Origin of the sequence: Tunturiibacter psychrotolerans (assembly GCF_051013365.1) — a bacterium.
GTDB classification, from domain to species: Bacteria; Acidobacteriota; Terriglobia; order Terriglobales; family Acidobacteriaceae; genus Edaphobacter; species Edaphobacter psychrotolerans_A.
Map to the genome: position 1 here is coordinate 1,770,123 of NZ_CP132941.1, position 21,790 is coordinate 1,791,912.

21 protein-coding genes are annotated in these 21,790 nt (G+C 53.9%); 9 read left to right on the forward strand and 12 right to left on the reverse strand.

Annotated elements, in window-relative coordinates:
- Nucleotides 1–33 precede the first annotated feature (33 nt).
- Nucleotides 34–297, reverse strand: a complete 264-nt coding sequence (locus RBB76_RS07415; protein ID WP_429628057.1) for a hypothetical protein — start codon at nucleotides 295–297, stop codon at nucleotides 34–36.
- 127 nt (nucleotides 298–424) lie between these two features.
- On the opposite strand from RBB76_RS07415, the gene RBB76_RS07420 reads away from it, so the two are divergent.
- The 3 genes from RBB76_RS07420 to RBB76_RS07430 all read left to right on the forward strand — a co-directional run bounded on the left by RBB76_RS07420 (nucleotide 425) and on the right by RBB76_RS07430 (nucleotide 5,520).
- Nucleotides 425–1,204, forward strand: a complete 780-nt coding sequence (locus RBB76_RS07420) for a CHAD domain-containing protein (protein WP_429628056.1) — start codon at nucleotides 425–427, stop codon at nucleotides 1,202–1,204.
- Nucleotides 1,205–1,567: 363 nt separating this feature from the next.
- Nucleotides 1,568–2,728, forward strand: coding sequence for a YeiH family protein (locus tag RBB76_RS07425; RefSeq protein ID WP_429628055.1), 1,161 nt, complete (start codon nucleotides 1,568–1,570; stop codon nucleotides 2,726–2,728).
- Nucleotides 2,729–3,126: 398 nt separating this feature from the next.
- Nucleotides 3,127–5,520, forward strand: coding sequence for a capsule assembly Wzi family protein (locus tag RBB76_RS07430; protein WP_429628054.1), 2,394 nt, complete (start codon nucleotides 3,127–3,129; stop codon nucleotides 5,518–5,520).
- A 123-nt stretch (nucleotides 5,521–5,643) separates the two neighbouring features.
- Here RBB76_RS07430 and RBB76_RS07435 read toward each other — a convergent pair whose 3' ends face one another.
- Nucleotides 5,644–6,453: a 2OG-Fe(II) oxygenase gene (locus RBB76_RS07435; protein WP_429628053.1), complete on the reverse strand. Its 810-nt coding sequence runs from the start codon at nucleotides 6,451–6,453 to the stop codon at nucleotides 5,644–5,646.
- Nucleotides 6,454–6,562: 109 nt separating this feature from the next.
- Here RBB76_RS07435 and RBB76_RS07440 point away from each other — a divergent pair, with 109 nt between their 5' ends.
- Nucleotides 6,563–7,450 carry a hypothetical protein gene (locus RBB76_RS07440; RefSeq protein WP_429628052.1) on the forward strand — a complete coding sequence of 296 codons (888 nt, stop codon included), beginning with the start codon at nucleotides 6,563–6,565 and terminating at the stop codon, nucleotides 7,448–7,450.
- Between the two features lie 24 nt (nucleotides 7,451–7,474).
- Here the strand turns inward: RBB76_RS07440 and RBB76_RS07445 are convergent, their stop codons facing one another.
- The 6 genes from RBB76_RS07445 to RBB76_RS07470 all read right to left on the reverse strand — a co-directional run bounded on the left by RBB76_RS07445 (nucleotide 7,475) and on the right by RBB76_RS07470 (nucleotide 14,459).
- Entirely contained in the window at nucleotides 7,475–8,380 is a 906-nt protein-coding gene (locus tag RBB76_RS07445; protein WP_429628051.1) for a glycosyltransferase family 2 protein, read from the reverse strand.
- A gap of 101 nt (nucleotides 8,381–8,481) precedes the next feature.
- The gene (locus RBB76_RS07450) at nucleotides 8,482–11,307 is read right to left on the reverse strand and encodes an SLBB domain-containing protein (protein ID WP_429628050.1); all 2,826 of its coding nucleotides are present in this window, start codon (nucleotides 11,305–11,307) and stop codon (nucleotides 8,482–8,484) included.
- Nucleotides 11,308–11,513: 206 nt separating this feature from the next.
- A complete protein-coding gene (gene gatA, locus RBB76_RS07455) occupies nucleotides 11,514–12,953 on the reverse strand; it encodes an Asp-tRNA(Asn)/Glu-tRNA(Gln) amidotransferase subunit GatA (protein WP_429628895.1) in 1,440 nt (479 codons plus the stop codon).
- Between the two features lie 11 nt (nucleotides 12,954–12,964).
- Entirely contained in the window at nucleotides 12,965–13,291 is a 327-nt protein-coding gene (gene gatC / locus RBB76_RS07460) for an Asp-tRNA(Asn)/Glu-tRNA(Gln) amidotransferase subunit GatC (protein WP_429628049.1), read from the reverse strand.
- A complete protein-coding gene (locus RBB76_RS07465) occupies nucleotides 13,291–13,584 on the reverse strand; it encodes a DciA family protein (protein ID WP_433963539.1) in 294 nt (97 codons plus the stop codon). Before RBB76_RS07465 ends, gatC begins: the two co-directional genes overlap by 1 nt.
- Nucleotides 13,585–13,856: 272 nt before the next feature.
- Nucleotides 13,857–14,459, reverse strand: coding sequence for a sugar transferase (locus RBB76_RS07470; RefSeq protein ID WP_429628048.1), 603 nt, complete (start codon nucleotides 14,457–14,459; stop codon nucleotides 13,857–13,859).
- 523 nt (nucleotides 14,460–14,982) lie between these two features.
- Between RBB76_RS07470 and rfbC the strand changes: the two genes are divergently transcribed.
- On the forward strand, nucleotides 14,983–15,570 hold the full coding sequence (gene rfbC / locus RBB76_RS07475) for a dTDP-4-dehydrorhamnose 3,5-epimerase (RefSeq protein WP_429628047.1): 588 nt from the start codon (nucleotides 14,983–14,985) through the stop codon (nucleotides 15,568–15,570).
- Between the two features lie 96 nt (nucleotides 15,571–15,666).
- On the opposite strand, the gene RBB76_RS07480 is transcribed toward rfbC, so the two are convergent.
- From RBB76_RS07480 to rfbB, 4 genes are read right to left on the reverse strand one after another with little or no spacing between them, the layout of a single operon-like run.
- A complete protein-coding gene (locus tag RBB76_RS07480; RefSeq protein WP_429628046.1) occupies nucleotides 15,667–16,215 on the reverse strand; it encodes a D-glycero-alpha-D-manno-heptose-1,7-bisphosphate 7-phosphatase in 549 nt (182 codons plus the stop codon).
- Nucleotides 16,212–17,138 carry a dTDP-4-dehydrorhamnose reductase gene (gene rfbD, locus RBB76_RS07485; RefSeq protein ID WP_429628045.1) on the reverse strand — a complete coding sequence of 309 codons (927 nt, stop codon included), beginning with the start codon at nucleotides 17,136–17,138 and terminating at the stop codon, nucleotides 16,212–16,214. The genes RBB76_RS07480 and rfbD overlap by 4 nt, the downstream gene beginning before the upstream one ends.
- Nucleotides 17,138–18,013 carry a glucose-1-phosphate thymidylyltransferase RfbA gene (rfbA, locus tag RBB76_RS07490; RefSeq protein WP_429628044.1) on the reverse strand — a complete coding sequence of 292 codons (876 nt, stop codon included), beginning with the start codon at nucleotides 18,011–18,013 and terminating at the stop codon, nucleotides 17,138–17,140. Before rfbA ends, rfbD begins: the two co-directional genes overlap by 1 nt.
- Entirely contained in the window at nucleotides 18,010–19,146 is a 1,137-nt protein-coding gene (gene rfbB, locus RBB76_RS07495; RefSeq protein ID WP_429628043.1) for a dTDP-glucose 4,6-dehydratase, read from the reverse strand. The genes rfbA and rfbB overlap by 4 nt, the downstream gene beginning before the upstream one ends.
- A 208-nt stretch (nucleotides 19,147–19,354) precedes the next feature.
- Between rfbB and RBB76_RS07500 the strand changes: the two genes are divergently transcribed.
- The 4 genes from RBB76_RS07500 (at nucleotide 19,355) to RBB76_RS07515 (ending at nucleotide 21,779) form a co-directional block, all read left to right on the forward strand.
- A complete protein-coding gene (locus RBB76_RS07500; RefSeq protein ID WP_429628042.1) occupies nucleotides 19,355–19,579 on the forward strand; it encodes a hypothetical protein in 225 nt (74 codons plus the stop codon).
- Nucleotides 19,580–19,805: 226 nt separating this feature from the next.
- The gene (locus tag RBB76_RS07505) at nucleotides 19,806–20,954 is read left to right on the forward strand and encodes a PP2C family protein-serine/threonine phosphatase (protein ID WP_429628041.1); all 1,149 of its coding nucleotides are present in this window, start codon (nucleotides 19,806–19,808) and stop codon (nucleotides 20,952–20,954) included.
- An 8-nt stretch (nucleotides 20,955–20,962) separates the two neighbouring features.
- Entirely contained in the window at nucleotides 20,963–21,403 is a 441-nt protein-coding gene (locus RBB76_RS07510; RefSeq protein ID WP_260697957.1) for an ATP-binding protein, read from the forward strand.
- 10 nt (nucleotides 21,404–21,413) lie between these two features.
- On the forward strand, nucleotides 21,414–21,779 hold the full coding sequence (locus tag RBB76_RS07515; protein WP_429628040.1) for an STAS domain-containing protein: 366 nt from the start codon (nucleotides 21,414–21,416) through the stop codon (nucleotides 21,777–21,779).
- The last annotated feature ends 11 nt before the right edge of the window (nucleotides 21,780–21,790 follow it).

Sequence of the window (21,790 nt, forward strand, 5' to 3'; positions counted from 1 at the left end):
TTAGGCGCTACCAGAAGCAGCGTCTCGCGTCGACTACCAACGCCCGCGATGGTCGTAGTGGTAGCGTGCATATTCATGGGCTCGTACCCACTCAGCATGCCGACGCTCCTGCTCGAAACGCACCCGAGCGTAGTAGTCCGGTCCATAGTAACCGTAGTAGCCCGGATAACCGACCCGGACGCCTACGGCAAGCTGCTGTGCGTCAGCCTTCGCCGGTACAGCCAACGCGACCCCACCTGCGAGTAAAGTAACCGTTACAGCCTTTGCAACCATCGCTTTTACGTTTGTAATCTTCATAACAACCTCCTGCCTACACCAAATGAAACACGCCTCCGTACTAGCGGTTGCGCGCAACTATCATGGTGATTCGGTGTCGCGAAGCCGGAGTCGGAAGATTCTGCATCTGTAATAGCAAGGTGCCTGAATGCCGCAACCAGTCCTCACATTTCTTCGTCACTCTCTGGCTTTGAAGGCCGCAATGGCCGCTTGCCTCGACGATCCCAAGCCAGAAGCCGTTCACAAGCTTCGTTCCAGCACTCGCCGCCTGGAAGCGGTGCTCGAAGTGCTGAACTCTTCGGCCGACATTCCTACGCTTCCGAAGAGATCCAAAGCCTTCAGGCGTTCCCTTCGCCAGATTCGCCGCACCTCGGGCGAAGTACGCGATGTTGATGTTCACCGTGAACTCCTCGGCTCTTACCATGCAGTAAGCGGCGCGGCTGAGTTAGACAAGGAGCTGCAAGCGTTGAGAAAGAAGAAAGTGAAAAAACTGCATCGGCAGATCCTCGCGGATGAAGATGAAATCCGCCTTACTCTCGACAGGCTCGAAGCAACTGTTGCGGGACTCACCGATCTCAACCTCAGCGGCGAGAACCTCGCGGACGCAGCGCGAAGCTGGCTGACCCCGGCGGTGCGCGGTCTTAATCCTCATGAGGATGAGGACCTTCACTCGATCCGCAAGGCCTGCAAGACAGCACGGTATATTGCGGAGATCGGCGGCAAATCCTCTAAAACCGCGGCGAAGTTTGCAAAGCGTATGGAAAACGTCCAGCAGACTACCGGAGCATGGCACGATTGTCTCCTTTTATTGAACCAGGCCCATGCCAGCCTTCCGGGCAAAAGCCCTTTCACTGAAAGGCTTTACGCAAAGACTGGGCTACTGCGGCGCCGGGCTGAGTCCGAAGCGGCTCATCTGCTGAAGGCTTAAGTCGTCGGATTGCTTATGCCCCTGGTGTACACTGAACCTCAACATGACGGTCTTCCGCCAATTCGCGACCCTGCACCTCATGCCCACTCGCTGTTGTTGTAGCTAGTCCCCTTCTGCGCAACACCCCCTCTTTAGAAAACTTAATGCCGTAGCTAACGCGTAATTTTTTGCGTGTACCACGCTTCTTCCAAGGAGATTTCTCCATGTCTATGCCTCGCACCCGTCTCTCTTTTTCTACCGATACGTGGGCAATTGTGTTGTCCCTTGCACTTGCCATCGCCGTTCGCGTCGGCCTGCTCAAAACTGTCGGCTGGTAAGCATCGAAGTCCGCGCCCCCAACAAATTCTGCACGAAGGAGAACTTATGGCCGCCTCACTCGATCTACCCGATCTTCGCACCGAGTATCCCCCGCACGCCCCGGGCCGCGTTCCCGCTGAGCGCTCCTCGCTCCTGGGGCTGCTTCCGGGCATCGCACTTCTGGCGATCGTCGGGTACGCGGGCAAGTTTGTCGAGCACTTCATCAATACCTATGGGAAGGCTCACCACTACGTTCTCCCTAACATCGAATACGTCCTCTGGGCCATTCTCTTTGGCATCCTGATCGCCAATACCGTCGGCGTTCCCCGGATCTTCCGGGCTGGAGTTGCTACTTACGAGTTCTGGCTGAAGGCCGGAATTATCCTGCTTGGCGCACGTTTCATCCTCGGGGATATTCTCAAACTCGGCGGAATTTCGCTCGCCCTGGTCTTTGTAGCGTTCGCCTTCTCGTTGACATTTATGACTTGGCTAGGGCGCACGTTCAAACTCGGTCCCCAACTCACCACGCTTCTGGCCGTTGGCTCCAGTGTCTGCGGTGTTTCTGCCATTATCGCCACTCAGGGCGCAATCGACGCAGACGAAGAGGACTCCTCCACCGCTATCGCTGCGATCCTGGCACTCGGTGCGATCTCGCTGTTCACATTTCCGCTCATCGGTCATGCACTGCACATGAGCGACCGCGCCTATGGTCTATGGGCTGGTCTCGCCGTCGACAATACTGCCGAAGCCACTGCCGCCGGAGCCCTCTATTCCGATGCTGCAGGCAAGTTCGCCGTGCTTGCTAAGACCTGCCGCAATGCCCTTATTGGCTTCGTCGTGCTGGCCTACGCGATACAGTGGGCTCGCAAAGGCCTCGCCAGCCGTGCAGCCACGGCACAACTGGAGAACAAGGCGGCGTTTCTATGGAAGAAGTTCCCCAAGTTCGTCCTCGGTTTTCTCTTTATCTCGCTTCTTGCGACGCTCGGGTCGTCGGCTAACCCACACGTAGCTGCGCTGGGCTTCTCGAAACCTCAGCTCACGGCGCTTGGGAATCTAAGCCGTTGGGCCTTTCTGCTCACCTTCGCCGGTGTAGGACTGCGCACGAATCTGAAGGACCTCTTCAAACAGGGAGCGAGGCCGTTCATCGTCGGAGCCGTTGGAGAGGTGGCTATCGCCGCCATCACTTTACTACTGGTTCTTGGGGCTAATCACTTTTTTCATCTCTAAACCGACGTTTACTGCGCGGTGCTCGGTTTGTTTGCTGTTCGCGGGCGGCCCAGGCATCTGCGCAGGGAAGTTGTCACGTTTTCGTCAGCGTCTCATCGGCGAGCGTCAGGCTATGGTAGCCTCCTGCAAGGGGTTGCATTATTCGAGACCCGCAGCCCGAACCGTTACCGATGCCTGTAATGCACCCAAATCCTGGCAGATTCCTGTTTTTCGCATTAGCCTTTCTGCTTCCAATCGGTCCGTTGTGCTACGCACAAACTGCCTCGACACAGCCGGTCTCGTCAGGCACGGTTTCGGCAGATACCTCTACTTCTCTGCCCGATGCACCGGAACCACAGGTCACCTCCGGTTCTCCTTCAAGCTCAGCGGTCGACCCAACCGACCGACCGGACGTCACCTTGGCTGGCACCCCGAAGCGGTTTCTGCTCGACCAAAAGGCCATCTGGACCAGCCCGCTCCACGTGCGGCCGAGCGACGCAGTCTGGCTGCTGCCGCTAGGCACGGCAACGGGCTTATTGATAGGCAGCGACCAACACACCATGACGTCGCTGATCAACATCAATTCAAACGATCAACACACGTTTAACACCCTGTCGGACGCGGGGGTCGCTGCGCTTGGTGCAATGCCGGCGAGTATGTACCTATGGAGTCTCTTCAACTATGCGCCACAAGCTCGCGAGACCGGCCTGCTGGCTGGCGAAGCGGTAGCTGACAGCCTGGCCGTCAGCGAAGTTGGGAAATTTATATCCCTGCGTGATCGTCCCCTCGTAAACAATGCCAAGGGAGACTTTTTCAGTTCGAGCCCCACTGAGTCGTCGTTCCCTTCGAATCACGCGACTGCGGCATGGGCCCTGGCGGCAGTAATCGGAGATGAATATCCTGGCTGGATTACCCGCACCGCGGTCTATGGCCTTGCGACCGGAGTAAGTGCAAGCCGTGTGCTTGCGGAACAACACTTCCCGTCGGATGTCCTGATCGGAAGCGTGACTGGATGGCTGATCGGGCACTACGTCTATCGGGCGCATCACAACTTTAGCTTGAATCCCTTCGATTCCACGCCAATGCCAGGAGATTTCGGGGTTCCACGGACACACAAGACACAGCAGGCAGGTGGACCATCGCAGCCAGTGCCGGTCGCTCATCATCCCCCGCGGCTTTTTACGGAAGAGGATGATCCAGACACCATCGGATCAACGAATGTACCGATGGATAGTTGGGTTTATCCTGCGCTTGAAAGACTGGCCGCTATGGGATTCATTCCTGGCCAAAGCGTCTCGATTCGCCCATGGACCCGGCAGGAATGCCTGCGACAGCTGAGAGTGGCAGAGGATCTGGCCGATCGGGAGGACTACAGCAGTCCAAGTCTACTCAAACAAGCTCGATTGCTGATAGCCGACCTCCACGCTGAGTTCGAAACCGCACCGAACTACTACGAGTCGGCGAGTCTCGAATCGGTTTACGGGCGATTCGGAACGATTGCGGGTCCAGCACTCGCAGATAGTTTCCACTTTGGCCAGACGTGGTGGAACGACTTTGGCCGTCCCCTCGGCCGCGGAAGCAGTGCAATCCTGGGCTATTCAGTGCGCGCCAACTACGGGCGGCTATTCTTCTACGACCGTCAGGAACTGCAGCACGGTCCCGGGAATCCGGCGGAGTCAGAAGCGACAAATCAACTGATCAACGAGCTGGACCGGATATCCCCAGACTCCGATCCGTTTATAGAGCCGATACCTGGCAAATCAGCCTATGACCGCCAACGACCGATAGAGCTTTACGGAGGCATTGCGTTCGAAGGAAATGCTCTTTCCTTCGGCAAGCAAGAACTATACTGGGGACCCACCACGATGGGTCCGCTCGCGTTTTCTAGTAACGCGGAGCCAACTTACAGCCTCCGGTTCGTCTCGACGCGGCCCCACCCTTTTCCGCTGGTGCCATCCCTCGGCACCTACCGATTCGACGCAGTAATCGGAAAGCTTTCCGGACATAGTTACCCGGCGCGGCCCTGGTACAACGGACAAAAGATAGATCTTAACTTCGGCGACAATCTCGAGATTAGTTTTACCCGTTGGTCGATCTTCTGGGGAGTTGGTCATCCGATTACGTTTCACAGTTTTAAAGCGAACGTGTTTAGCTTTAATTCCACCGGCGATGTCACCAACGGGAACGGCGGCAGCGGAGGTTATGGAGATCGAGAAGATCCCGGCGATCGAAAGAGTAATTTTGACTTCAGTTATCGTCTGCCTTTCCTGAGCCGGATAGTTACTCTTTACGCGGACGCTTATTCCGACGATGACCCAAGTCCGATCGATGCGCCTCGGCGTGCGGTATGGAATCCCGGCATCTACTTCGCGAGGCTCCCCTTTCTTCCCCACATGGATTTACGCGTTGAGGCTGTAAGCTCTGAGGGCCTCGCGAATGATTTCGGTGGCACTCACTTCTTCATCAACAATCAGTACCTCGATGGAAACACCAACAAGGGATTCCTCCTGGGGAATGCAGTGGGCCGTGATTCTCGTGCGATCGAAGGCCGGACCGGTTATTGGTTCTCTGCACGCACTCGACTCGAGGTCGGATATCGGCAAAATAAAGGGGGAACATTGTTTCTCCCCGGCGGCAGCACGATTACAGACGGATTTGTAAACGGTTCGTACGCTATCAATGCGCATTGGCAAGCACAGATCTTCACGCAATACGAGCGATTCCTCATCCCCTCATACATGCCCGGCTCACAACATAATACGAGTGGATGGCTGCAAATTACCTGGAACCCGGAAGTCCATCTTCATCACTAAGACTTCAGACTTGAGAAATTAATGGCGCACGTTTTCCTGCGACGGGAAGACGCTAAACACTATTAATGTCGGAAGGCGCGCCGGTTGAGTTGGCGCGCCTTCCTGGACTGCCATGTAAGACGATCAGTCCTTCTTATATACGTGCTTGTTTTCGACAATACCTTTCTTGAAAACCGTGCGGACCGCTTGGCGCAACGCGATATCGCCTTGCAAGACGAGATCTCGTACCGGTTGCTCTGGACGGCCACGGAAGGAGGTGACGTGAAAGTAGTCATGATCCTCTAATGGTTTTGCAGAGAAATAATAATTCGATACGCAACAACGGGAACGATCGACGACAACTTGACTTACTGAGTGCCAGGATTTTTCATGGGTCGCCATGAGTGCAAGTCGGTTGAACTTAGCCGTAATTACACGTTGAGATTCTTTGGGCCCGTTATCCCAAAGCTCTAAATTTCCACCAAATTCTTCGCGCCAATCAGGTGTCACATAGTACAGAAGATTCAATACCCGATACATCTGGCGATTCTTATCATGAGAATTATCAAGGTGAGGGTTTAGAAAATTGTCCTTGGCCATCAAGCTGATTCCGCCAGCATAGAGATGCTCGTCCGGGATCATGTCATGAATGCCGGTTATCTCCTCTATGACCTTCAACACTCTTGGATCTTGAAATGCAAAAACTATTTCCTCGAGAAGGGAGGAGTACTTATTCATTTGCGCGGCAACATACTTATTTTCACGAAGACTCTTCTTGAGCATCATCGTGTCTTTATCAGGAAATGCTTTAAAAATAGTCACGACTTCCTCTTCAGGCAGGAGGTGGTCGATCACGCAACTCTGAACGGTATGCTCTCGAAACTCGTCACGCATACGTTCTAGTTCTTCCCGGAGTCTTTTTTCTATTATTGCTGCGTATTGACTGCGATCCATTTGCTTTCCTTCCGCATCTCTGTTTGTGTTTCACCGAAAACCTAATTTCAGCAACTGCTCAATAGCACATCCCTTACCGCACCTGTATATTATTGTAGATGGAGGGCCATTGGCACTACTATTTCGCAGGCTTACACGTCCACATATTTGGAAACGTCTACTTGTTGAGCGGTTTTCTGAACCCCTGCATTTGAATCTGCTTTCTCTCTTCGTTGCTGCTTTCGGTTCACTAAGAGCAAAGATCCTTTTTGACCTTTGCATCCGCCAGCAACATGCCTTCGGACTTCTAACGGCAGCTGATGATGCTCGGGCCGCAGGCTTCAAAAAAGTCACGGTCATTGAGTTTGGCGTTGCCAATGGCGTTGGGCTTCTCAATATTTGCCTGCTGGCTGAGAAAATCACCAAGATCACTGGCGTATCTTTCAATATTGTCGGTTTTGATAATGTTAGCGGCATGCCACCGTTGCGAGACTACCGCGATCATCCAGAACTTTATAAGCCTGGCTGGTACCCCATGGAAGACCCTGAAAGACTTCGCGCCAAGTTGCCTCCAAACGCAAATCTCATCCTCGGCGACATCACCGATACAGTTCCGAGATATCTGACAACGCTATCGAGTGATTCGCCTATCGGCTTCGTATCTGTTGACGTTGACTACTACTGGAGTGCCACTAATGCGCTCGCAGCTCTGATCGCAGAGCCGAAACTTTACTTACCACGTGTAACGATGTATTTCGATGATGTGGCGTCGATAGCGCATAATCCATGGTGCGGCGAGTTAGCAGCAATTGGCGAATTTAACTCCGCAAATAATTTTCGCAAAATTGCGCCAGTCAATTTTCTGAGAGTCACACGACTATTCAAAAATGCGATGTGGATCGACCAAATGTACACGTTACACGTCTTAGATCATCCCGCTCGCTTTACCACGCTCAAGGATCACGGGCACGTAGTGATCGATAACCCATATCTTGGTCTAAAAGGGAAGGACATGTAATGCACGGTCCATTCGTCATGCCCTTTACTTCCAAAATCCTGAATTCATGCTGAGCCTGCGCTTCCATTTCGAGTTCACTTTACTTTCCTGGCGCCCAAGCTTGTAGCCCAATAGCTTCAGTGCGGTCCGAACAAGTGCTGAGGGGATCGACGGTTTAGATGACCTCCAAAGATACTTCAACTCCGATCGTACAAAACGGCCACCTTCGCCGGCTGCACCTCCGAATTCATCCAACAGCCAATTTTCTTTCGTGTGCAAGACTCCAATATCGAAGTAGCGTTTGAACTCCTGTATCCAAGTATAACTATGGGAATGGTAGACCTGTGCATCCGCCACGTAGGCTATCTTCCACCCAGCCAGCAGTAGCCTGGCGGCTGTGACTGTATCTTCTCCGAAGATGACGTCGCGTGGGAAGCCACCAACGGCGATGAGAGCGTCGCGTCGATAAGCCGCAAAGGCATTTGAGATGAAGATCGCTTTAAACCCGAGTTGTTCTCGGCTAGCCAATGTGCGAATGCTGGACTGTGCGGGATAGTTGTAGAAGCGAGCATGCGCTTCAATGTGGGTCGCGTTTAAACGCGGAAGCTGACGCCCATAAGCAGCGGCAATCGTTGGATCGGCAAAGGCTCTGAGCAAACGACTCATAGCGTCCGGCCCCGCCACTTCTACATCTTGGGTTAGAAATACGAGTATTTCGGCATCGGGCAATAGCTTCAGCGCAAGCTGTCTTGTCCCGCCGTGATTGAAATCCGATCGAGGAATTGCGTGCAACCGGAAGCCAGCAGCCGTCGCCAGAGTCGCTGTTTCATCGGTGGAAGAGGAATCAAGTATTAGCACCCGGTCCGCTGGAACACATCCTAAAAGCGGTGTCGTAAGGCGAGGCCAATCTTCAGCGGCATTCAAAGTAGGTACAACGACGAAAAAATTCACCGTTTAGAGCGTATCACTAGAACAGGCTTCTTACGCGAGTTGTACTCCTCGATCTGGCTTCACAATCGAGAGGTTGAAGCACAGTCTTCACCAGCTATTTCCTAGAAGACCACTGTGGCCGCCGCTATAGCGATGCCAAACTGACCGACGATCTGCGCAATATCAACGATCAACCGTATCGTATTGCCTTTTGTCAGATTCAGAGGAACTACAACGGTGTCGCCTGGATACAAATGCAGTGAATCGAAGTTGTTTCCCCGCAGAGAAGAACTGTATTGTTTGCTGATCACAGAGCCGCTCGCACGGATCACATAAGCCCGGCTCTTATCCGCGTCTCGATTCGTTCCACCGGCCAGTCTGATGTAACCCCCCAGCCGACGTTCCTGGTCGAACACGAATGAGTTCTGGTTGTAGACCGCTCCGTCCACGCTTACGGTAGATGGAACACGCGGAACGATGAAGCGATCTCCGTCTTCAAGTGGGAGGTCAGGTATCTGGCTCAAGTCGTGACTGGCTGGCTTCAAATCCAATACGATTCGTCCAGTGGATCTAACTTGTCGAAGACTGGCAATAATGGCCTGATTCTGTGACTGAGCGGCCGTTGCCGCGGCTGTGTCTGAAGCGCTGATAGCTCTCCCGGCGTTATTGGTCGCGTTTGTGCTCACCTGAAGCGCGATCTCATCGACATACTGATTCAGACGCGCTTGCTGAACGCGACGTGTCGATTCGCGGGTGAACTCTGAACCATATAAATAAGCTTCCGAGGTAAACCCGCCGGCGCGTTCTACCAAGTGTCTGAGAGTTTCGCCAGGCTGAACACTGTATACGCCCGAGGAGGCGAACTCTCCCTCCAACCGCACGAATCGGGTCTGCTGCTCTTGCGGAACACTAATGTCCGCCTTCGAGAAGATCGTAACCACGTCTCCGGGAAGCAGTTCCAGATCTTGAGTGTTATCTCCCTCCAGAACAACCTTTCCAAGGTTGAAAGGAAGGAGAGATGTCGTCAGGGTTTCCTTGCTCTGACGCTCGACGACGGCGTAACTCCAATCGATATCCGGCTCGCCCAGCTTGACATTGTTCTTCGGTCTGAATTGGCCGGCCGACGAGTTTTCCACGGTCGAGCCTAGACTGGCGCTTGCTGCGCTGATGCGATTCGCAGGCGGTTGTTGCGTATTTGGGAAGCCGTTTTGCGGCAACGTAGATCCGGATGTGTTGGAGTTGCTTCCCGGGTTAGCGTTTTGATTATTGGAGCCAGATGCATTCGTTCCATTTGCCGCATTTGCCGCTGCAGACGGGGCGTACCGATCGTTGGAACCACTCAAAGAGGTTTGCGATGCAGGAATTTTCATGCAGTCAAGTCCGCCGTCAGTCGAAGCGTCGACGTCGGCGTTCGCATCTTGATCTGGCGTTCGATAGCTGCTTCCTTCTTCATTCCCGAAAGCCAATCCAATCAGATTCGGATTTCTGGTGGAGGAATATCTCCAGTTTGGATTCGTTCCCTCTTCTCCAATAGGGATTCCGTAACGTAAGTTGGGTATACCGTATGGGGTTAAAGGAAGGCATGTGGGGATATACGTCAACGTAGGCTGCCCGAGCTGACTTCGCTTGAGCCAATAATCACGCGTGATGAGCGCGTCCTTATCCGGCAGGAGATCGCGAACGCGCATTCCGGGTTTCCAGGTATAACGTCCGGGGTTCGCTACATTTCCGCGTAACGTCACTGCATCTTTGTACTGGCTGACCACTGCATCGATTTCCAACAGGTCGCCATCCTGCATCACGGTGGCCCTTCCCCGTGCATCAAGGGCTACCTCCGTCATGCTTCGTCCTCGGTGATCGTCCACGCGCTCTAACCGAACTCGTTGTCTCGAAGCCACGTTTGATAGCCCCGCAGCAAGCTCGAGAGCGTCGTCCATTGTCGTATCGCCCTGCGATTTCAGTTCATAAATTGCTGGTTTGTTGACACTGCCTGAGACAGCTATCTGCGGACCAGCGGGAGGGATGTAAATCACATCACCGGGCAACAATTTCTCGTCCTTCGATTTATCGCCGCGCAGCAACAGGTCATACAGATCGAAATCGACAACGACTTTACCTTCGCGCTTTAGCTGAATATGTCGAAGGCTCCCCTGCGGTGATGGGCCTCCTGTGGCGAAAAGTGCGTTGGTCAACGTGCTCAAAGAGCTGATTGTGTAGCTGCCGGGCCTTCGTGCCTGGCCGACGACAAACACCTGGATTGACCTAAGCTGGCCCAGATTCACACTAAGGTCAAAGTTCCTAAAAACCCTACTGACCTGACTCTTCAGGAAGTCGTGCATCTGATCGGATTTAACGCCAGCGACGTGAATGGAGCCTACCTGCGGCACGAAGATGCTTCCAGATCGATCCACTAAAAAGCGGCCATTAAGGGTGACCTGACCCCACATCTGGATGATTAATTCGTCCCCAGGCCCGACGACATAGTCTGGCGTAACCGGAACCAAATTGACCGGTGCAAACGTGGAAGGCAGATTCCGAAACAGATTTACTCCATAGATCGGCAACATTTTGCCAATCGAATTGGCAACGAGAAGCTGAAATTCCGTTGGCGAATCCAGAGGGAGACGAGTCAGTTGATTCTGACTTTGTTGTTGATTCTGAAGATTATTTTGCGTATTGGTCTGGGTAGTGTCTTGCCCGGGCACAATAATCTGCGGCGTCAACGTCTGCTGTTGCTGATTGCTCGACGGATTACGTGTCTGAAAATTGCCCTGATCCGAAGATTGGCACGTCGGATCATTCGGGTCACAGGATGGCTGCTGTCCGACTTGTCCTCCCAGTCCCTGACCGAATTGATCTAACTGAGCCGATGACGTGATCGTCCCGAACACAGTAAACAGAAACACAAATCCAAACCTGCATACTCTGGGGGAACTACCAAACTGCATCTGCTCTAATCCTCGTAACCTTATTTGCCTGTACTGTTCATCATACAATCAGCGCCCGATAACTCGTTGAAATGAGTTGTCGAACAGTTAACTCTAGTTGTCGCAACGAACAGTCTCGGTGGCTTCTGCCTTCCCGAGGCATCTGGCGCGATCTTCAAACGAACCCATCGGCGCCCTGCACTGACGAGCTCGCTGAGTTGCCGAACCTAATGCGCCTGCTGCTTTTCGACGGCCTGCCCGACGCGCAGCATGGTGGCTTCATCGAAGTGCTTGGCCATGATCTGCACCCCTATCGGCAACCCTTCCTTCGTTTGCCCACACGGAACGGAGATACCGCAGATTCCCGCCAGACTCGCGGCCACCGAGTAAATATCCTCTAAATACATCTGGACGGGATCGTCTGTCTTTTCGCCGAGTTTAAACGCCGGGGTCGGAGTTACCGGGGCTACCAGCACATCTACCTCAGCAAATGCCGCCATAAAGTCCCGTGTCAGCAGAGTTCGAACCTGCTGCGCTTTGCGGTAGTAGGCATCGTAATAGCCCGCGCTGAGTGCATAGGTGCCCAGCAGGATTCGACGCTTCACTTCGACGCCGAACCCTTGGTCCCGAGTCTTCCTGAACATCGCTGACAGCGTGTTTGCCTCATCCGCCCTCAGCCCGAACCTGACCCCATCAAACCGGGAAAGGTTTGATGAAGCCTCAGCCGTAGCGATGACGTAGTAGGTAGGAATCGCATATTTCGTGTGGGGTAAACTTACCGGCTTTACCACGCACCCCGCCATCTTTAAACCATCAATTGTGGCATCAATTGCACGTCGAATCTCTGAATCCAGTCCCTCCCCGAAGTACTCCTCCGGCACGCCGATCCGTAGCCCCTCAACCGGTTTCACAAGCTCGCCGACGTAATCGTCAACCGGCCTGCCTGATGAGGTCGGGTCCATAACATCTTTCCCCGCAATCACCTGCAGCACGCTTGCAGCGTCTTTCACTGTCTTCGTCAGCGGTCCGACACGGTCCAAAGAGGAGGCGAATGCAATCAATCCATACCGGCTGACCCTTCCATAGGTCGGCAGGACGCCGACGACTCCGCAGAAAGCCGCTGGCTGTCGAATCGACCCGCCGGTATCGGTACCCAGGGTCGCCGCGGCGAAGTCAGCTGCAACAGCGGCCGCAGACCCGCCACTCGAGCCGCCGGGAACCCTGCTCAAGTCCCTGGGATTGAGTACAGGTCCATATGCGGAATTTTCATTCGACGACCCCATCGCAAACTCATCGCAATTCAACTTGCCCAAAAGTATCGCCCCAGCTGCTTCCAGCTTCGCGACTACGGTCGCATCATATGGCGGCCGGTATCCCTTCAAGATAAGTGAACCAGCCGTCGCTGGAGCACCCTGCATTACCAGAACATCTTTGATCCCCACCGGCACCCCGGCCAGTGGCGGCAAAGCCTCACCCTTCGCGGCCATCTCGTCGATCTTCTGAGCTTGCGTCATCGCTCGCACCTGACTTAGCGCCAGAAAACTATTGATCTTGCCATCAAGAGAGGCGATGCGGTCATAGTGCAGTTCGGCGAGCGCCGTCGCCGACGTCTTCCCTGAAGCTATCGCCTCCCGCGCTGAATCGATCGTTAGATTTTGCAAATCCACTACCTTCTCACTCACCTTTCAATCACCTTCGGAACCTTAAAGAACCGCCCATCGGTCTCCGGCGCAGAGGACATCACTTCAGAGCGATCAAGCGACGGGCGTACTTCGTCCGCCCGCAAAGCCTCTCCTCGGCTGAGCAGGGTACCGCCCAACATTTCACTCACCTGCGCCATTGCGGGAACTCCAGCGGTATCCAGCTCATTCAACTGGTCGATGTGGCCAAGAATGGCGTTCAGGTCTCTCTGCATCTTCGGCTCTTCCTCCGTGGTCAGCTCCAGATTCGCCAACTCCGCCACCCGCCGAACATCGTCCAGAGTTACTCCAACCTGTTCCTTCATCACTTGTAGTTCCTCTTCCTCTCAAAGTGTATCTCGCTCACCGAAACTCCCGAAATACGAGCTAACTCTCGGGCAAGCAGATGACGCGTACTTATCATTTGCCGGAGCCACACGCCATCTTCTACCTCTACTCGCACTACACCGTTTTCAAATCCCACGACTTGTCCCCGCTCAGCCATTGCCTTCCCGCATGCGACCGGCCATGCCGCCGACAATTTGTCCTCCGCCTGCAATGCTTGCAGGCTTCTCCCTAAAGCCCCTTTCAACATGTCCCGCATTCCTTCTAAAGACATTAGAAAAACTCCAAGGAAGTTGTCGCTAAGGAGATCACGGGCCTATTTCTAAGGATTTTGGTGGCAGATCGGCAACATGCCAAATCGAACGCCACTCTCAGTTTGAATCTCGGCGGCAGACCATGGAAGAGGCGTTTTGCGATAGATCAAGAACACGGGGAGGCAAAGTCGAGAGACGACCCCTATAGACGAGGAATTGCATCATGGTTCGTCAATGATGTCCATACGATTTCTGTCCACGGCTGCTGCTTGTCCTGCAATGAATCGTCAGCCTAATAGGCTCCGTCCTGGTTCACAACCGACGCAAACGTCTTCGTCAGAATCCAAATATCTCGCATCAAGGACCATGTCTCGACGTATTCACAGTCAAGAGCGACACGTCTCTCGTAACTCAATGCACTGCGTCCCGATACCTGCCACAGACCAGTCAACCCTGGTTTGACCCTGCAGTAGCAGTCGAAGCAATCACCGTACTTCTCCACTTCTGCAGCTACAATCGGCCGGGGTCCTACAAGGCTCATCTGTCCGGCGAGCACATTCCAAAGTTGCGGCAACTCGTCGAGACTGTATCGCCGGAGAAATAGCCCGAGAGGAGTAATTCGCGGATCCTTACGAAGTTTGTGGGTTCTATTCCATTCCGCGCGGGCCTTAGGATTTCGCGCCAAATGCGCCTCCAGAACTTCCGCCGAGTTGATACACATCGTGCGAAACTTCCACATCGAGAAGAAAGAGCCGCTCTTACGAATCCGCCGATGCGAATAAAAGACGGGTCCTGGCGAACTTAGTTTTACTGTCGCCGCCACTATGCCCAACAAGACGAGAACGACGGGCATCGAAATCAGAACCAACGCAATGTCGACACAGCGTTTGATCACCCGATATCGGAAAAACTGTGACGGAGTTTCGTATGCTCGATGTGAGCTATCTAACGAGCGGCCGACTGACTCCGGATACGAATAAGAACCTTCAATAGCCGCTGTCCGCGACTCGGGAGATTGATATTCAGCCTGCATTCGAATCCTGTATCTGACCGACTCGTATGTTCGCATCTTCTGCATCACATCAGTCGGACTGGTTCCTGTTACACGCCTTGTGTCGCGGTACTTTCTCTAATCCGCTTCCGAAATCAAGCCCGGAGACGGCCGCGCTTCCAAATCACTTCCACCTGATTGCTTCATGCTACCCGCCCATGGACCTTACGATGGTCTCTCTGTTAGACCGGGTTGGACCAAGCCGACGACTGGGAATCAAAGCGCATTTGTGCAACTGCTTCATTCTACCCGACCGCATTCTGAAAGCGGAGCTTACGTTTGCCAGATTCGCCTTTTATTCGTTCCACTTTGGGACGATCGGGCATGACCGTTTTCATATACGCTTTATGGCCACTACACTACACGAATGCAAGTTCTGGAAACACCTCTACGTGACGTTAAGCTAATTCAACCCCAACGGTTCGGAGATAGTCGCGGTTGGTTCGCAGAGGTATTCAATCAATCAACTTTTGCGGCTGCCGGCTTGTCGTCGCACTTCGTACAAGACAACCAGTCTTTCTCGGTAAAAGGAGTGCTTCGGGGCCTCCACTATCAACTCGGAAAACCGCAAGGCAAGCTTGTCCGTGTTCTCTCCGGTCATATCTGGGACGTCGCGGTCGATCTGCGGCGCGAATCTCCCGACTTCGGCAAATGGACTGGATTCCACCTAAAGGCCGAATCCTCAGCCGACCATCTTCAGCTGCTCTGGATTCCCGAAGGGTTTGCGCATGGCTTTCTGGTTCTCTCAGACACCGCAGAAGTCCTCTACAAGACCACGAACACCTATCACCCGCAGGGAGAGCGCTCCATTGTCTGGAACGACCCTACCCTCGCCATTGATTGGCCTTTGGAAGCGCTTAATGATATCCCACCCTCTGTCAGCCCTAAGGATGCGTTGGGCAAGCACTTCCTCGGAGCCGAACTCCCGCCAGTTGAGGTACCCCATTTGGTTTAGAAATTTCCGTCGTGGGGACGAAGGTAGACCATCCTGGAGAGAGTCGTGGTTCAGCAGATTGGATCGAGCCGCAGTGCACCTCGGATCGAGGTTGGCTTACCCCTGTGCGAGCAGCCACCGTTCTACTTCGGCCAAGGAATCCACCTTTAGGTGTTCGCCATCACACCCGGCAGTCTCAGTTCCACAGACCAAGAAAGCTTGCCGTAGTCCGGCCGCATTCGCAGCCGCTATATCCGAGCACCGATCCCCAACCATCACACTTTCGCTTAACTCTACGCCAAATTCGGCAACTCCTCGTAGGAGCATCCCAGTGCCAGGCTTCCGATCCTCGTGCTCACGTCTGTACGCCCCTACCCCGTGCACGGGATGGTAAGGGCAAAAATAAACGGCATCGAGCTCAACGCTTTGCGCACGGAGTTCTGCTCGCATGAAAGTCATCAGCGCGTGAAAATCGGCCTCCGAATAATAGCCACGCGCGATTCCCGCCTGATTCGTGACAACGATCAGGCGATATCCCAGCCCCACCGCAGTCCTGCAAAGCGAAAAGATTCCATCGACAAACCGCACTTCCTCAACTCGATGCAGATATCCCACCTCTTCATTGACTACTCCGTCCCGATCGAGGAATAACGCTCTCTGCTTCATAACTCTGACAGCACCTCGCGCAACGAGTCCCGCCAATCCATCATGTTCCACCCAAATCGTTCCGTCAGCTTGCTGCAGTTCAACCGTGAGTTTGATGGCCGCTTCGCAGGAGTCGGATATTGAGCGGTCTGTATCGCTTCGATCGTAGCAAGCCGCACTCCGGGCGTGCTCGCGTATTGCAGTTGAACCGCTTCTGCTGCAAATCCAAACCAGGTAGTCTCTCCGCTGCCAGCTGCATGGTAGATCCCGCTTGCATCCGAAAGCACGGCCTTCAATCCTTTTTGTCGTGCCGCTGCTTCACAATCTTGAATTACCTGCGCAGTCATTCTCGCTAAGTCACGACTCCAGGTCGGTGCACCGTGCTGATCGGCTACTATCTTCAGGGTCTCGCGTTCCCGCGCCAGTTTTAGAATCGTCAACAGAAAATTCTTCCCAGTTGCTCCGTAGACCCAACTTGTGCGGAAGATCATGTGCCCTGCGCCGCTCTCAGCAAGCGCCTTCTCGCCCGCGAGTTTGCTCGCGCCGTATACGCTCACCGGTCCAACCGTATCAGTCTCAGCGTACGGTTCATTCCCAGAACCATCAAAAACATAGTCCGTAGAGAAGTGGATGACGCCAGCACCAAGGGCATGTGCCTCTTCTCCAGTTGTCTTCACGGCCTCAGCGTTAATCGCATATGCCAGGTGCGGTTCACCCTCTGCTTTGTCAACCGCGGTGTAAGCACCGGGATTCACAATCCACCTCGGCCGTATGGCGCGAATCGTTTGCCGAATTGAGTCCGAATTCGCAAGATCCATCGTCATGCGGTCCGGAGCGACAACATCTCCCAATGATTTCAGAGTCTTCAACAACTCCCCACCAACCTGGCCTGTAGCTCCCGTCAGAAGGATCCGCTCCCCGGGCGGCAGCTTCTCAAACCCCATCAGTACACCGTCTCTTCCAGCACTCGGAGTAGGTATTGTCCATACGTGCTCTTCGCGATCTTCGCCGCCAATGTTCGTAACTGATCAGCACTTATGTAACCGAGCCGGTACACAATCTCTTCGGGGCAAGCTACCTTGAGACCTTGCCGCTTCTCGATCGTATGGATGAACGTCGCAGCTTCGAGCAGCGAATCGTGTGTGCCGGTATCAAGCCACGCGATTCCCCGTCCCAGTACCTGCGTACTCAATTGCCCATGTTCCAGATACCAACGGTTCACATCGGTGATCTCAAGTTCACCGCGCTGCGACGGCTTTAGGCCCTCCGCAATGCCTACAACCTGCGCGTCATAAAAGTAGATTCCCGTCACTGCATAGCGTGACTTTGGCTTCAGCGGCTTCTCTTCAATCGAGATTGCACGACGGTGTTCGTCGAACTCCACTACCCCGTATCGCTCTGGATCGAGGACAGGATAAGCAAAGACCGTCGCTCCCGCACCACCTTCGGCAGCCTCCCGTAAGGTCTTGGCGAAATCATGCCCGTAGAAGATATTGTCTCCAAGCACCAGGCAACAACCCTCTCCCGCGAGAAAATCCTTCCCAATCAAAAACGCCTGTGCCAGACCGCCCGGAGACGGTTGTACGGCATACTTCAGAGCGATGCCCCATTGCTCACCAGTCCCAAGTAGTTGCTCGAAGCGTGGTGTGTCCTCTGGTGTCGAGATTACCAAGATCTCGCGAACACCGGCCAACAATAACGCCGAAAGCGGGTAGTAGATCATTGGTTTGTCGTAAACCGGAAGCAGTTGCTTCGAAATGACCTGCGTCACTGGATGAAGCCTGGTACCGGACCCCCCGGCGAGAATAATCCCCTTCATCGAGCCCTCTCACCAGTTGCAACTTTTTCTCCGCGTCCGGAGTAGTTCTGCGCCATCCACTGGTGATACGCTCCGCTGGTCACGTTCTCCACCCACGGTGAGTTCCTCAGGTACCACTCCACCGTCTTCCTCAATCCGGTCTCGAAGCTCTCTTGCGCTCGCCATCCGAGTTCCGCCTCGAGCTTGCGGGCGTCGATCGCATATCGACGGTCATGTCCCGGCCGGTCTGTCACATATTTCACCAATTGCAGATGCGGCTTGAACTTTGACTCAGGGACCAATTCGTCCAGTAGTGCACAAACCGTTTTCACCACCTCGAGGTTGCTCCGTTGGTTGCCTCCGCCGACGTTGTAGGTCTCACCCACACGTCCCCGCTCAAGGACTGTGCGCAGCGCACTCGCATGGTCTCCGACATATAGCCAGTCTCTTACCTGTTGTCCGTCTCCGTACACTGGTAGCGACTTGCCTTGCAGGGCATTCGCAATCATCAGCGGAATCAGTTTTTCCGGGAACTGATACGGTCCGTAGTTGTTGGAGCAGTTAGTAATAATGGCAGGCAGACCGTACGTATGCACCCAGGCTCTCACTAGATGGTCTGACGCCGCCTTCGATGCCGCGTAAGGACTGTTTGGAGCATAGGGCGTCTCCTCATGGAAAGCAGGAGCCTCCGGAGTCAACGTGCCATACACCTCATCGGTCGACACGTGGAGAAACCGAAACCTACCTTGATCGGCGCTTGCCAGACTGCCGTAGTATGCGCGTGCTGCCTGCAGCAACGTAAACGTGCCATCGATATTGGTTCGCAGAAAAGCTTCAGGTCCTACAATCGAACGGTCGACGTGGCTCTCCGCGGCGAAGTGAACAACTGCACGTGGTTTGTGCTTTTGCAGAAGACTGGCAACTAGTTCTGCATCGCAGATATCACCCTGCACAAACGTGTAGGCTCCGCTGCTTTCGACAGACGCCAGATTCTCCGGATTCCCCGCATACGTCAACTTATCTAAGTTGACTATTGCCCCACAATCAGCAGCCAGCCAATCCAGCACGAAGTTGCTTCCGATAAATCCAGCTCCACCGGTCACCAGAATGGAGTCACTGCATGTAATTTCTTCTGTCTTCCCCGCTAATCTCATGTTGCTGCTGGTTCCTCCGCGAGTTGCTTCCAATCCTTAATATAGGCCAAATGCAATTTCATTCACGCCGGGCATCGGAAACGGCGCCATCCGAAGACTCCTGCAGCTTGCGTGTCTGCTTCCGATCCTAACTTCACGTGGAAGCAGGCAACTACAATCGCCATCCCTTCTCTCCAATGACCATTGAGAAGCGAAAGGGTGACCACACATGACCACGAATGATCAACAATCGAATCAAACCCGCTACCAGAATCCTCGGATTGACGCAAAACACGCAGTTGAACCCTCGGGCCCTAAAGGGGATGACCCTTCCACCGCTGGCCCGGGACCTACGAAGGTCAGCTCCAATACTCCTGAAAACAACCTGGGTCACATCAATCCGTCTGCTCCGGAAGATGCCAACACAACCCCCGGCAGCACAGGCAAGAAATAAGATTGTTCTGTTCAATGCCTACCATCCGTGATATCTCCTGAAAGGGCTGATAAGACGTCAACACCTCTCGACCCAAATAACTTCCGTCGGGTTTTCGCTTCTTTTCAAGTCGCGACGAGTAGAGTCCGACATGGATAACAACAGGAGCGAACGGCTTCGCTGGCGATACGTAGCAAGGATTTGAGAGCTTATTGGCGTCCGACCAGTCACCTGAAGGAGCAGTTCCATGGAAATCGAAAGCAGTCTCCATCTACAACAGCAAATCGCACGGCTTCAGGCCCTACTTGACACGACCCACAGAATCCATAGCACGATCGAGTTGGACAGTGTTCTACGCAGTGTTCTACAGATCACCGTGCGCGAGCTTGAGATGGCGGGTGCATTTTTCACGACCTTTCCTTTTTCGTACGGAGAGATTCCCCCACGGTTCCTCTTGCATCCGCCGTCCTCCGATCCGAGGCGCGGCTGTTACCGCTTCCCTCTGTTGGACCGTCATGGAACGGCTCTGACTGAGATGGTCGTCATTACGCGTGATGGCGCGCCGCTCTCTCTCTACGAACAGGATTTTTTAGAGCATCTGGCAATCCAGGCCGCAGTCGCCATTGAGAATGCCCGATATCACGAACAAACGCTCGACATGGAGCGGGTGAAGCAGGATCTCTCGTGCGCCCGTGACATCCAACGAAGCCTTCTTCCGCAGGTCTTTCCGGATATCCCGGGCTACAGTATCGACGGGCGTTCACAGACCTGCTATGAAGTTGGAGGCGATTATCTCGATCTCATTAAGCTTCCATCGGGAGAGTTGATGGTCGTTGTGGCCGACGTCGCTGGTAAGGGGCTCGCCTCAGCGCTGGTTGGTAGCTCGTTTCGGGCGGCGTTACGAGCCATGGCAAACTCCGAGATGCCGCTCGTCGACATGGCAACAAACATGAACCTTCTACATTACAAAGAGGGGGAAGAGTCGCGTCGCCGTTATGTCACCGCCATGTTCCTGAGGCTCGATCCCAAGACTCATACTGTCGAAGTAGTAAACGCCGGGCACAATCCCGCCTTTCTCCTCAATGGCAGCGATGTCCCTGAGTTGATTGAAGCCAGCGGCACACCCGTAGGGATGTTGCCTTTCTCTGATTACTCTTCAGAAAAATATGTACTGTCCGATAAGGCGAAGCTGCTAATCTACACCGACGGAATGACTGAAGTGTTTAAAGGTAACGAAGAATTCGGCCAAGACCGCCTTATGGAGGCATTCCGCGCCTCCCGCCACACTGATGCGACTGGAACACTGAACTCGATCTGGCAGACACTGGAAGCCTTCTCCAACCAGGAAAATCAGTCAGACGATATGACCGCACTTGTAATTGGACGCAAGCCGTAGGAGGGGAATTGGAAGGTAAGAACAACATTATCGAACTTCGTCTTCCTTCGCGTCTCGGTTTTGAAAAGGTCGCAATGAGTACAGCCTCCAGCGTCGCTAAGCTGATGGGCTTCGCTCCGGATCGTGTGGAAGACCTCAAAACCGCCGTTGCCGAGGCCTGTATCAATGCGATGGAGCACGGGAATAAACTCGACGAGTCCCTCATCGTAGGTGTCATTCTTTCTATGGATGAGACTTCATTGGAAGTAAAGGTACTCGATACTGGTACTGGGCCTCCAAGCGGTGTCCACACCCCGGATATGGACAAGAAGATGCACGGAGAAGAGGCAAGTCGCGGCATGGGAATGTTTCTCATTCAGTCCCTGGTGGACGAGGCGGAGTGGGTCAGCTCACCTCCCGCTGGTAGTTACGCGCGACTCGTCATACGCTTGAATCACACAGAGGATTGAAGGAGACACCATGGCGGAGTTTAATACTAAGGTCAAAATGGAACAGGTCAAGTGCGCCTCAGGTGATCCCATCACTGTGCTGCGTTTCGCCGGCGATATTACAAGTTCGTCTGAGCCTGCAGTCCTGGGGACCTATGCGGGTCTGGCACCCGAAACATCCAAACGCATCCTGCTCGATTTCTCCAAGGTGGAGTATCTCAACTCCAGCGGTATCGCGTTGATCATTCAACTGCTCTACGCCGCCAGCCAGAAGGGACAGAAGGTGCAGACGTTTGGCCTAACCCCGCACTTTCAAAAGGTCTTCACGATGGTAGGGATTACGAAATACACCAAAATCTACCCTGACGAAGCGGCCGCCTGCGCAGGCTTTGAGTAAGATATTTTGCT

Coding starts and splice junctions, on each gene's coding strand:
- RBB76_RS07415 (WP_429628057.1), bottom strand. CDS start 297: ATGAAGATTACAAACGTAAAAGCGATGGTTGCAAAGGCTGTAACGGTT.
- RBB76_RS07420 (WP_429628056.1), top strand. CDS start 425: ATGCCGCAACCAGTCCTCACATTTCTTCGTCACTCTCTGGCTTTGAAG.
- RBB76_RS07425 (WP_429628055.1), top strand. CDS start 1,568: ATGGCCGCCTCACTCGATCTACCCGATCTTCGCACCGAGTATCCCCCG.
- RBB76_RS07435 (WP_429628053.1), bottom strand. CDS start 6,453: ATGGATCGCAGTCAATACGCAGCAATAATAGAAAAAAGACTCCGGGAA.
- RBB76_RS07450 (WP_429628050.1), bottom strand. CDS start 11,307: ATGCAGTTTGGTAGTTCCCCCAGAGTATGCAGGTTTGGATTTGTGTTT.
- gatC (WP_429628049.1), bottom strand. CDS start 13,291: ATGAAGGAACAGGTTGGAGTAACTCTGGACGATGTTCGGCGGGTGGCG.
- RBB76_RS07465 (WP_433963539.1), bottom strand. CDS start 13,584: ATGTCTTTAGAAGGAATGCGGGACATGTTGAAAGGGGCTTTAGGGAGA.
- rfbC (WP_429628047.1), top strand. CDS start 14,983: ATGCAAGTTCTGGAAACACCTCTACGTGACGTTAAGCTAATTCAACCC.
- RBB76_RS07480 (WP_429628046.1), bottom strand. CDS start 16,215: ATGAAGCAGAGAGCGTTATTCCTCGATCGGGACGGAGTAGTCAATGAA.
- rfbD (WP_429628045.1), bottom strand. CDS start 17,138: ATGGGGTTTGAGAAGCTGCCGCCCGGGGAGCGGATCCTTCTGACGGGA.
- rfbA (WP_429628044.1), bottom strand. CDS start 18,013: ATGAAGGGGATTATTCTCGCCGGGGGGTCCGGTACCAGGCTTCATCCA.
- rfbB (WP_429628043.1), bottom strand. CDS start 19,146: ATGAGATTAGCGGGGAAGACAGAAGAAATTACATGCAGTGACTCCATT.
- RBB76_RS07500 (WP_429628042.1), top strand. CDS start 19,355: ATGACCACGAATGATCAACAATCGAATCAAACCCGCTACCAGAATCCT.
- RBB76_RS07505 (WP_429628041.1), top strand. CDS start 19,806: ATGGAAATCGAAAGCAGTCTCCATCTACAACAGCAAATCGCACGGCTT.
- RBB76_RS07515 (WP_429628040.1), top strand. CDS start 21,414: ATGGCGGAGTTTAATACTAAGGTCAAAATGGAACAGGTCAAGTGCGCC.